The following is a 10622-nucleotide window of genomic DNA, read 5'->3' as shown; positions in this document are numbered from 1 at the left end:
GCCTCGTACTCGGCGCGGGCGGCGGCGACCGTCTCGGCCGCCGCCGGGTCGGACCACAGGGCGGCCACGACGCGCTGCAGGACGGTGGAGACCCAGCCGGTACCGAGGCGCTGGCGGCCGGTCACGCGGCCGATGCTCGTGGCGTCGCCGGCGAGCACGGCCAGGCGCAGGTCCGGGCCGTACGGCTTGCTCACCGAACGGACGAAGCCCCACGCCTCCGTGGCGCCGGCCAGGGGGTGCAGGGGCTCGACGGAGAGCTCGGCGGCGTGGTCGTCCTCGATGACCAGGACGTCAGGGCGGGCGGCCAGCACGGCGCGCAGGTCGGCGGCGCGCGCGGCGGTGACGCTCGCGCCGGTGGGGTTGTTGGCGCGGCTGGTCACCACCGCGGCGCGGGCGCCCGCGCGCAAGGCGTCGGCCAGGCGCTGCGGGTCGGGGCCGGACTCGTCGACGGGGACCGGCACCGGGCGCAGGCCCAGCGCGGCCACCAGGTCGAGCAGGTTGGCCCAGCCCGGGTCCTCGACCGCGACCCGGTCGCCGGGCAGCAGGTGCGCGCCCAGGAGCCGCTCGATGCCGTCCAGCGCGCCGCCGACGACGGCCAGCTCGGTCGCGTCGACGCCATCGCGGGTCAGGATCTCCCGGGCGGCGGAGCGCAGCGGCGGGTGGCCGGCGCCGGTCGCGTAGCCGGTGGGCACGACCTCGGCTGCGGCCCGGGCCAGGGCGGGGCCGAGGTCGGGCAGTAGCCGCGGGTCGGGGCCGCCGGAGGCGAGGTCGAGCGCGCCTTCCGGCACCTCCAGGCGGAACTGGCCGCGGGCGGAGGCGACCGCGGGGCGCGGGCGGACGCGGGTGCCGTGCCGGCCAGCGGACTCCGCGATCCCCCGCTGCCGCAGCGCCTGGTACGCGGCGGCGACCGTGGCGGGGCTGACCCCGAGCTGCGCGGCGGCCGCGCGGATCGGCGGCAGCGCGGCGCCGGCGGGCAGCGCGCCGCAGCGCACGCCGGCCTCCACGGCGGCGGAGATCTCGCCGGCCGTGCGGCCCGCCAGCACGAAGGGTCCGGTCACGAAACGAGCCTATGGCAAGGCGATGGCAACGTCTTGACACAGGCGCGACGCAGTGTCGACCATCGATGAGAGAGCGCTCTCTTAACCGAACACTCCGCCAAGTGTCGCAAAAAGCGCTGAAGGTGAGGCATCGTGTCCACCGCTAAATCTCTGTCCGCGCTCACCCTGATCGCCGGGTGCCTGGTCGGCGTCGCATCCGCCGTGACGGTCGCCGCCCCGGCCGCCCTCGCCGAGACGGTACCGCCGGCCCCGCCCGGCTGGACCACCGTCTTCGGCGACGACTTCGCCGGCGCCGCCGGCGCCCCGCCGTCGTCGGACAACTGGTTCTACGACATCGGCACCGGCTTCGGTACCGGCGAGAAGGAGCACACCACCAACTCGACGCAGAACGTGTACCTCGACGGCAGCGGCCACCTGGTGCTCAAGGCCATCAACAGCGGCGGCACCTGGACGTCGGGCCGCATCGAGAGCACCCGGTCGGACTTCCAGGCGCCCCCGGGCGGCAAGCTGCAGATGACGGCGTCGATCCGCCAGCCGAACCCGGCAAACGGGCTGGGCTACTGGCCCGCCTTCTGGGCCCTCGGCGCGCCGATGCGCGTCGGCGGCGGCTGGCCGCAGTCCGGCGAGATCGACATGATGGAGAACGTCAACGCCCTCGACAAGGCCTCGCAGACGCTGCACCACGGGGCCGGCAGCCAGGGACACGGGCTGATCCCCTGCCCGGCGGCCGGGTCCACCTGCCAGACGGGATACCACACCTACTCCGTCATCGTCGACCGCACGAACACCAGCGCCGAGTCGCTGCAGTTCCTCATGGACGGCGTGGTGGAGAGCACGATCACCCAGGCACAGGTCGGCACCGCGGCCTGGCAGCAGGCGATCGACCACGGCTTCTTCATCATCTTCGACCTCGCGATCGGCGGGAACTACCCGGACGGCATCGCCGGCTCCACGACCCCGACCGCGGCCACCACGTCCGGCGGCTCGATGAGCGTGGCGTACGTGGCCGTCTACGAGCAGGGCGGCAACTCCACGCCCACGGCCACGCCGACCGCGACCGGTCAGGTGAAGGGCGTCAACGGACTGTGCCTGACCAACCAGAACTCGCTGAACGTCGCGGGCAACCCGATGGGCGTCGCGGCCTGCAACGGCAGCGCCGGTCAGCGGTGGACGACGTACTCCGACAACACCATCAGGGTGCAGGGCGGCTGCCTCGACGTCGTGTCGGCGGGGAAAACCAGCGGTACCAACGTGGACTGGTATCCCTGCAACGCGAGCAATGCGCAGGTGTGGACGCGCCAGGCCAACGGCACGCTCGTGAACCCCAACTCCGGGCTATGCCTGTCCGACCCGGGCGGCAACACCACCGCGCGACTGGTCATCGAGACCTGCAACGGCTCGGCGCAGCAGCAGTGGACGACGCCGGACGGCAGCGCCCCCGGCAACACCGTGACCGTCGCCAACCCCGGCAACCGGACCAACGCCGTCGGCAACGCGGTCAACCTCCCGATCACCGCCACCGACTCGGCGGCCGGTCAGACGCTCACCTACGCCGCCACCGGTCTGCCGCCGGGCCTGTCGATCAACCCGTCCACCGGCGTGATCAGCGGCGGCCCGAACGCGCCCGGCACGTACGCGGTGACCGTCACCGCGACCGACACCACCGGCGCGGCCGGGAGCGCCGCCTTCACCTGGACGGTCAACCCGGGCCAGGGCCCCACCTGCGGCACCGCCAACGCGGCGCTGGGCCGCCCGGCGACCGCCTCGTCGCAGCAGAACGCCGCGTTCCCGCCGGCGGGCGCGGTCGACGGCAACACCGGCACCCGCTGGTCCAGCGGCTTCAGCGACCCGCAGTGGATCACCATCGACCTCGGCGCGACGCAGAACGTCTGCCGGGTCGTGCTCAACTGGGAGGCCGCCTATGCCAAGGCCTTCCAGGTGCAGACGTCCACCGACGGCACGACCTGGACCACGATCTACAACACCACGACGAGCACCGGCGGCGTACAGACCCTCGACGTCTCCGGCAACGGCCGCTACATCCGCATGTACGGCACCCAGCGCGCCACCCAGTACGGCTACTCGCTGTGGGAGTTCCAGGTGTACTCCCGCTTCACCGGCTGATCCGCCGACACGCCCGGGCGTACGAGACCGGTCTCGTACGCCCGGTGCGTCAGTCGGTCGGGGGTGTGACGGACGGGTCCTCGGTGAGTGGGCGGATCGCGGTCAGGGTGGCGTAACCCTCGGCCAGCAGGGCCAGGTCGGTGCCGGGCGGGTGCTCGTCCTCGCGCACCGCGACCGTGATGCGCGCGAAGTCGTGGCCGGCCTCGGCCAGCGTCATCTGGACCTGCCCGAACGGGGCCGGCGTCGCGCGGCGTACGCCCGGGATTCGCGGCAGCGGGCGGTCCGGGACGTTGAGGTTGAGCACCGTGCCGGGCGGGGCCTGCGAGAGCCACGGCAGCAGGCGCGCGGCCAGGGTGCCGGCGCTGTCCCAGTGCAGCGCGTCGTCGGCCGGGTTGCCGGACGCGGAGAGGGCGGCGTCGCTGTCGGCGCCCGTCGTGGACAGGGCGGTGAAGATGTCCAGCGAGACCGCCAGCGCGCGCAGGCCCTCGTTCGCGGCGGCCAGGGCGGCGCCGACGGTGCCCGAGTGCAGGATCGCGTGGCCGGCGTTCGCGCCGCGGTTGATGCCGGACAGCAGCGCGTCGGGGGCGGGGCCGAAGGCGCCGATCGCGGCCAGCACGGCGATGTACGCGGGCGACGCCGCCACCGAGTAGGCGGGCACGCCGGGCAGGCCGTCGAGCTCGACCGCCTCCAGCAGCAGGCGGCCGGCGTCGGTGACCGCGGTCAGCGCGGTGCCCGAGCCGCTGGCCTCGCGGTGCGGGGCGGCGACGACCACGTCGTGGCCGTGGTCGCGGGCGGACCGGGCCAGCGCGCGGAGGCCGGGCGCGGCGATGCCGTCGTCGTTGGTGATCAGCACTCGCACGTTGAAGAGGTTAGCGTTCGCGGCATGTCTGTACTTGTCGCGTTCAGTGTCACGCCCCTGGGCACCGGCGAGGATGTCGGGGCCCTCGTCGCCGAGGCGGTCCGCGTGGTGCGGGAGTCGGGGCTGCCGAACCGCACCGACGCCATGTTCACCACCGTCGAGGGTGAGACGTGGGAGGAGGTCATGGCCGTGGTCCAGGCCGCCGTGTCGGTGGTCCAGGCCAGGGCACCCCGCACCAGTACCGTGATCAAGGTCGACTGGCGCGAGGGCGCGGCCGGCCGGCTCGACGAGAAGGTCGCTTCCGTGGAGCGTTACCTGGCCGATTAGCTACAGGCCGTCGAGGAAGTTCAGGGCGGCACGGGCGTTCTCGTGCCGCCACGCGGCCAGGATCGCGGCGAAGCCGGCCGCCTCGTCGCGGCGGCGGGCCAGGGCCGGCTCCAGCGGGGCGATCACCGCGCGCTGGGCGGCGGCCAGGTCGCCCACCGGCCGCCCGCGCCGCGTCAGCAGCGCCAGCTTGACCAGAAACTCCGAACGCAGCTCGCGCACGTGCCGGACGGGCCGGTTCAGCCATCCGGCCACCGCCCCGGCACCCTCGGGCGTGACGGTCAAGATCGAGCGCTGCGGGCCGCGGTGGCCCGCCTGCGTCTCCGCCACCACCAGCAGCCCGGCGGTGGTGAGGCGGTCCGCCGCGCGGTACACGATCGGCCTCGGCACGTGCCAGACCCGCCCGATGTCGCCGTCCTCCGCGGTCAGCGCCGAGATCGCGAAGCCGTGCGCCGGCGCCTCGTCGACGAGGGTCAGCACGATCCACTCGGCGAGCGACAGCGACGGGGTCGCGGGAGGGACGATCATGATCCAGAGCCTATGCCCGCCCCTTCCACGGCACACGGTCGATCGGTAGTCTCACTGTGACTACCGATCCGCGGGGAGGCCGGGATGGCGCAGGTGGTGGGGCGGCTCGCCGACGGCACGCCGCATTACGCCCCCGTCGGGGTCCTGCTCGCCGAGGATGACCGGGTGTGCTGCCACCTGTGCGGGAGGTGGTTCCTGTCGGTGGCGAGCCATCTGCGGTACCACGGCTGGACCAAGACCGCCTACATCGCCGCCTTCGGCCTCGAGCTCGGCAACCCGCTCAGCGGCCCCGCGACCAGCAAGCGGCGCTCGGAGGCACTGGGCGCCCGCCATGCCGAGCCGGCCATCGTGGGTGCGCGGCTCGCGGCGCGGGAGCGGGCCGGCAACGGTGCGCTGACCGAGGCCGCCGCGCGCGCCGCCCAAGGCCGCCCGCACCCGGCCGAGCGCCGCGCGAAGACGCTCGCCGCCCTGGCCGGCGTCGACCCGGCCGCCCGCGCCGAGGGTAACCGGCGCCGCGCCGAGGGTAACCGGCGCCGCGGCGAGCGGCACCGGGAGCGGATCGCGACCGAGGTGGCCGCGCGGTTCGGGTTCGCGACGTTCGAGGAGTATCTGGCCGCGCGCGTGCGGGCCGGCCTGAGCATGGCCGCGATCAGCCGCGAGGCGGGGCTGCACAAGGACTGGGTGTGCCGGCACGCCCCGGTGACGCAACGGCCGGCGCCGGGCGAGGCACGGCTCGGGCCTGTCGCGCGGGCGCTCGGCCACGCCGGCGTCGGCGCGTATCTGCGGGCCGTGCACATCGAGCAGCATCGCACCGTCGCGGCGATCGCGCTGGAGGCCGGGGTGTCGCGCTGGACGGTGCTCGCCGCACTGCGCCACCACGGCATCGAGCCGGCCGCGCACGCGGCGATGCGGCACGCCGCCGAGGCACGCGGGCGGTCCGCCGCGCGGGCGCTCGGCTTCGCCTCGATCGGCGCGTTCGTGGCCGCGCGGCGGGCCGAGGGGGCGCCGTGGAGCGCCCTCGCGGCCGAGTCGGGGATCGCCCCGACCAGCCTACGCAGATACCAGAAACGAGACATCGGCGACAGTTGACCGGATCGCGGCCCCGTGGTGGGCGAAGTGTGTATCCAAGCCTGGGATGATCGCGGGGTGACCGAACGCTGGATGCACGACCCGGATCCCGCACTGCGCCCGGCGGCCCACACCCCGGAGGTGCGGCTGGACAGCGCCGGTATCCCCCTTCTCAACGTGCTGCACGTGCCGGCCGGCCCCGGCCCTCACCCGATCGCCGTGCTGCTGCACGGCTTCCCCGGCAACGAGCGCAACTTCGACCTGGCGCAGGCGCTGCGCCGGGCCGGCTATGCCGCGCTGGTCTTCCACTACCGCGGATCGTGGGGCGTCGGCGGCACGTTCTCGTGGGGCAACGTCCTGGCCGACGCGGCCAGCGCGGTCCCCGGCGTGCGCTCCCTCGCCGCGGAGCATTCGCTGGACCCGGGGCGCGTGGCGCTGGTCGGCCACAGCCTCGGCGGGTTCGCCGCCCTGATGACCACCGCCGCCGACCCTTCCGTCCGCGCGGTGGCGGCGCTGGCCCCCTTCAACTTCGGCGCCGTGGCCCAGGCCCCGGATACGGTACTGCGAAAAGCCCACGCGATGTTCGGTTCGGACCTCTTCCCGTTGCGCGGCACCAGCGCGGACGCGCTGTTCGACGAGATGCGCGCGGCGGGCCCGGCGTGGCGGCTGGCCGGCCTGGCCGACGCGCTCGCCGGCCGCCCGGTGCTGCTCGTGGCGGCCGGCAACGACACGGTGACGCCACCACCGCTGCACCACGCACCGGTCGTCGAGGCCTACGGCGCGTCGGAAGGGTTCGAGCACGTGACGTTTCCGACGGACCACGTGTTCTCCGACCACCGCCTCGCCCTGACCAAGGCCGTCATCGACTTCCTGGACCGCCACCTGCGCTGACCGGCACGCCTCGCCCGGTCGCGCACCTGACCCGTTACAAGCGGTCCTCCACCTTCCCTCGACCGCCCGCGTCACCGGCCATCCGCTCGCGGGCCGGCCGATCGCCCAGCAGCGCCCAGCGCAGGAAGTCAGCCGTCACCGCGGCCACCGCGTCGAAGTCGCGATTCGGCCCGAGGTAGGGCGCCAGATGGTCGCCGTCCGGCAGGTCCAGCAGCGCCTTGGGCCAGGCGAGCGGCTCGTACGCCTCGGTGCTGCCCTCGAATTTGACGACGCTGTCCAGGCGCCCGTGGACGAACAGGATCGGCGCCGGGCTGCCCGAGTAGCCCACGCCGAACGGCCACTGGCCGCCGGCGAGCACGATGCCCGCCTTGAGCCGGTCGTCGCGGTGCTTCGTGAACATGCCGACGGTCGTCATGCCGCCCAGCGAATGCCCTGCCGCGGCGACGGCACCGCTGTCGATGCGGCCCTGCAGCGGATCACCCTGGGTGGTGTCGAGGGCCAGCACGGCCGTCAGGACGGCCGCGTTGTCGCCCGGCTGATTGACGATGTCGTTGTCGTCGAGCGATTTCGAGCCGCGAGCGGAGTGCGGAAACGTCGGTGCGGCGACGATGAAGCCGGCCGCCGCCCAGATGCGGAACAGCCGCAGATAGTCCTCCGGGCGGCGGGTGTATCCGTGGCTGAACACCACGACCGGGAAGCGGCCCGCCGTCGTGGGGTGGACAAGCAGCGTGGGCAACGGCCGGTCGGCGCCGTTGGCGACCTGCAGCGTCCGCTCCGTGACAGCGAGCTGGGCGGCAGCGCTGGAGGTGGAGCCGGAGTTGGAGCCGGCCCCGTCGCCGCGGCCGCATCCGACGAGCAGCCCGGTCATCAGGACCGAGCAGGCGAGCAACAGGCGGACCAGGCGCACGGCGTAACCTCCAACGGTCTTGGCCCACCCCCGCGCGCCGAGCCCCAGTCGGCCGCGCACCCCGGATCATGGCCCTCCGTCAATCTTGGCATCGCCGCCCGACGATGGAAAGCGATATGCCGGGTGGTCGTCTAGCGGTCGGGCGGCGGGGTGGCGGCGCGGTGGCGGGTCGGGCGCTCGAACGCGAGCGTGCCGTCCGGGTTCTCGGCGGCCGGGACGTAGCCGGCGGCGCGCAGGGCGGCCAGGGTCTCCGCCGCCGGCAGGACGCTGGACAGCACCGTCGGGGCCAGCTCCGTCAGCTCCAGGCGGGCCAGGCTCTTCACCAGCCGGATCTCGCCCAGCAGGGCCGTGTCGTCGCTGCGCAGGACGCAGCCGACCGTCCGGACCCGCACGTTGCCGTGCCTGCGGCCCAGGTCCGCGATCAGGTACTCCAGCGGCTGCGGGACCCGCCCGCCCGCGGCCGCGGCCAGGATCCGGGTCGTCAGCTCGTCGGCGGTGATGCCGGCGTCGAAGGCCCGGCGTACCGAGGACTCCGTGAACCGCCACGTGTGACCGCCGCCGCGCGACTCGCGGTCGGCGGCCAGGTCGAGCAGGGCGCCCAGCGCGGCCGACGGGGTGCCGGTCGCCACGGCCGTCAGGTCGCTCTGCAGCAGTACCGTCTCCTCGGCCGCGGGCAGGAACGCGCGCAGCGCCTCGGCGAGCCGGTCGGCGTCGCCCGTGGCCAGGGCGTGGCACAGGGCGGTCGGGGCGCGGTGGGCGCCCACGCCCATGAGCTCGTACTCGCGCCAGAGCGCCTCCACCATGGGTACGACCTCTTCGGCGTCGCCGGCCACCAGCGGCCGGAGGTAGGCCAGCATCGCCGCGAGGCCCTCGACGCCGGCCGCGCCGCGGCCGGCGCGCAGCGAGGCGAGCACCGCGGCGAGCGTCACGCGCAGCAGCGCGCCGGCGCCGTCGTGCTCGCCGCCGACGAGGGCGGGGCGGCCGTCGAGCAGCAGGGGCGCGGCCGGCATCTGGAACCAGCCGTCGACGAGCCGGCCGAACTGCTCGGCGGGCTCGAGCCTGAGCCAGTCGTCGAACTCGGCCGACGGCGCCACGCGGTCGCCGGCGATGCCGATCAGGCCGTTCATGCCCGCGACGGTCAGCCAGAAGCGCACCCCCTCCTCGTCGGTGCCGAGCAGCCGGGCCAGCTTGCGTACCTCGCGCAGGCCGATGCCGCCCGACTTGAGGATCGGCACCGGGGCGCGCCCGCACTCCTCGAGCAGCGTGGTCACGGACGCCAGCGCGGCCCGGGCGGCGGCCGCGCCCTCGTGCTCGACCATCTCGGCGCTGACCGTCACCGACGGCGGGGAGGGCGGGGAAGGGTCGAAGCCGGCCCGGAAGCCGGGGCGCAGCGCCGCGCCGACCTCGCTGGGCATCGAGATCGCGGCGCCGTAGTAGGCGTTGAAGACGAGCAGACCATGCTCGACGGCCCACCGCAGCGGCGAGGCGCGGCGGCTGTTGCGCAGCGCCATCAGCGCGTGCGGATCCGAGTAGTACGGCTCGCCCACCGCCAGGTCGAGCAAAATGTCCTGGGCCACCCGCGGCGCCGCCCGGAACTGCTCGCGCACGACGTCCGGATCGGCGAGCGCCGCGCCGATCACCTCGAGCAGCCGCCGGTGGTCCCGCCCGACCGGCGCGCCGAGCTCGAAGGCGATCCGCCGCAACTGCTCCAGGGGCAGGTACCGCAGCTCGTGCTCCGCGGCCCGGCCGAACCCGTAGCTGTTGGCGATCACCTCGTGCAGCGCGACGGTGCGGATCCACGCGTCGTCGTCCGGGTCGGGCCAGGCGAGCCCCGACTCGAACAGCGCGTGCAGCGCCGCGGCGAGCCGGGCGTCGTCCTCGGCGACCCCGAGCGCCTGGGCCAGATCCCGGCGCCGGGTGCCCGCCGCGCGCAGCGACAAGACCTCGGCCGCCTGCAGCTGCGGCAGCGTCAGCAGCGACGCGAGCTGAAGGATCTGCGGCGTCTCCACCGGCGCGACCCTATCTCGGCACCTCGGCGGCGCGCCCCGAACGGAACTCGTCGGTGACGTTGTCACTGCGATACGTGACCGAATAAGCATTGATCTTCATTATTTTTTCGGATGATTCGGTCATATACGCATCAGTCGCTGAATTTCCCGTCGTTGTGGCTGTTGCACACCTGGCGATCCGCACTATGTTGTGTCGTCGCTAAGTTCTACCCCCGCAGGAGACGACGTGAAGAACATGCTGTTCAGGAGGGTCGCGGCCGGCACATTCGCCGCCGTGGCCGCCGTCAGCCTATCGACCCTCTTCGCTACCACCGCCAGCGCGCACAGCGCCGGTCCGGCGGGCGTCGCGAAGTGTGGCGACGATGGCAAGTACGTGATCACCTGGACGGTCCAAAACGACTTCGGCACCCCGGTCAAGCTGTCCAACATCAAGATCCTGCCCGGCGACGAAACCCACGCGGACATCTCGCTGGGCGCCCACGGCAAGGACAGCTTCCAGACCACCTACAGCACCCAGAAGCCGGTCGACCTGGTGCTCAGCGTCGACGGCCTGTGGCAGGACAGCCCCGAAACGACGTGGCCGGAGAACGGCAAACCGCACACCTTCACGAGCCGCAAGGTGCACCTGAGCGGGGACTGCAAGCCCAGCCAGCCGCCCACGACGCCTGCGACTCCTACGACGCCCACGACGGCCCCACCGTCGTCGCGGACCCCGACCCCGATTCCGTCGGCGTCATCCTCCGCGCCGGGCCTGCCCGTCACCGGCTCCTCCAACACGCTGCCGATGGTGGGCACGGGCGCCGCGCTGATCGCGGGCGGCGCCGGCCTGGTGGTGGCCCTGCGCCGCCGGCGCC

At 73.9% G+C, this 10622-nt stretch carries 10 protein-coding genes; 5 read left to right on the top strand and 5 right to left on the bottom strand.

Annotation, left to right across the window (positions count from 1 at the left end; genetic code table 11):
* Positions 1–1058, bottom strand: a 1058-nt coding sequence (locus tag ABT297_RS41480) for an aminotransferase class I/II-fold pyridoxal phosphate-dependent enzyme (RefSeq protein ID WP_350559164.1), incomplete at its 3' end; no start/stop codon positions are given.
* A 132-nt stretch (positions 1059–1190) separates the two neighbouring features.
* Here ABT297_RS41480 and ABT297_RS41475 point away from each other — a divergent pair.
* On the top strand, positions 1191–3182 hold the full coding sequence (locus tag ABT297_RS41475) for a discoidin domain-containing protein (protein ID WP_350559161.1): 1992 nt from the start codon (positions 1191–1193) through the stop codon (positions 3180–3182).
* Between the two features lie 49 nt (positions 3183–3231).
* Here the strand turns inward: ABT297_RS41475 and surE are convergent, their stop codons facing one another.
* Positions 3232–4041 carry a 5'/3'-nucleotidase SurE gene (gene surE / locus ABT297_RS41470; RefSeq protein WP_350559158.1) on the bottom strand — a complete coding sequence of 270 codons (810 nt, stop codon included), beginning with the start codon at positions 4039–4041 and terminating at the stop codon, positions 3232–3234.
* 24 nt (positions 4042–4065) lie between these two features.
* Here surE and ABT297_RS41465 point away from each other — a divergent pair, with 24 nt between their 5' ends.
* Entirely contained in the window at positions 4066–4368 is a 303-nt protein-coding gene (locus tag ABT297_RS41465) for an MTH1187 family thiamine-binding protein (protein WP_350559155.1), read from the top strand.
* On the opposite strand, the gene ABT297_RS41460 is transcribed toward ABT297_RS41465, so the two are convergent.
* On the bottom strand, positions 4369–4893 hold the full coding sequence (locus ABT297_RS41460) for a PadR family transcriptional regulator (protein WP_350559152.1): 525 nt from the start codon (positions 4891–4893) through the stop codon (positions 4369–4371). It lies immediately after the preceding gene.
* An 84-nt stretch (positions 4894–4977) separates the two neighbouring features.
* Here ABT297_RS41460 and ABT297_RS41455 point away from each other — a divergent pair, with 84 nt between their 5' ends.
* Both ABT297_RS41455 and ABT297_RS41450 read left to right on the top strand, forming a co-directional pair.
* Complete coding sequence (locus ABT297_RS41455; protein ID WP_350559149.1) at positions 4978–5982, top strand: MucR family transcriptional regulator; 1005 nt, start codon at positions 4978–4980, stop codon at positions 5980–5982.
* 57 nt (positions 5983–6039) lie between these two features.
* Positions 6040–6852 carry an alpha/beta hydrolase family protein gene (locus ABT297_RS41450; protein ID WP_350559146.1) on the top strand — a complete coding sequence of 271 codons (813 nt, stop codon included), beginning with the start codon at positions 6040–6042 and terminating at the stop codon, positions 6850–6852.
* A gap of 34 nt (positions 6853–6886) precedes the next feature.
* Here ABT297_RS41450 and ABT297_RS41445 read toward each other — a convergent pair whose 3' ends face one another.
* Both ABT297_RS41445 and ABT297_RS41440 read right to left on the bottom strand, forming a co-directional pair.
* Positions 6887–7759, bottom strand: coding sequence for an alpha/beta hydrolase family protein (locus ABT297_RS41445; protein ID WP_350559143.1), 873 nt, complete (start codon positions 7757–7759; stop codon positions 6887–6889).
* A gap of 131 nt (positions 7760–7890) precedes the next feature.
* The gene (locus ABT297_RS41440; protein WP_350559140.1) at positions 7891–9768 is read right to left on the bottom strand and encodes a helicase-associated domain-containing protein; all 1878 of its coding nucleotides are present in this window, start codon (positions 9766–9768) and stop codon (positions 7891–7893) included.
* A 226-nt stretch (positions 9769–9994) separates the two neighbouring features.
* Between ABT297_RS41440 and ABT297_RS41435 the strand changes: the two genes are divergently transcribed.
* Positions 9995–10622, top strand: a 628-nt coding sequence (locus tag ABT297_RS41435) for an LPXTG cell wall anchor domain-containing protein (RefSeq protein WP_350559137.1), incomplete at its 3' end; no start/stop codon positions are given.

Origin of the sequence: Dactylosporangium sp. NPDC000555 (assembly GCF_040300025.1) — a bacterium.
Classification (GTDB): Bacteria; Actinomycetota; Actinomycetes; order Mycobacteriales; family Micromonosporaceae; genus Dactylosporangium.
The sequence above is the reverse complement of the archived record's forward strand: the minus strand, read 5'-3'. Positions and strand labels throughout refer to the sequence as shown.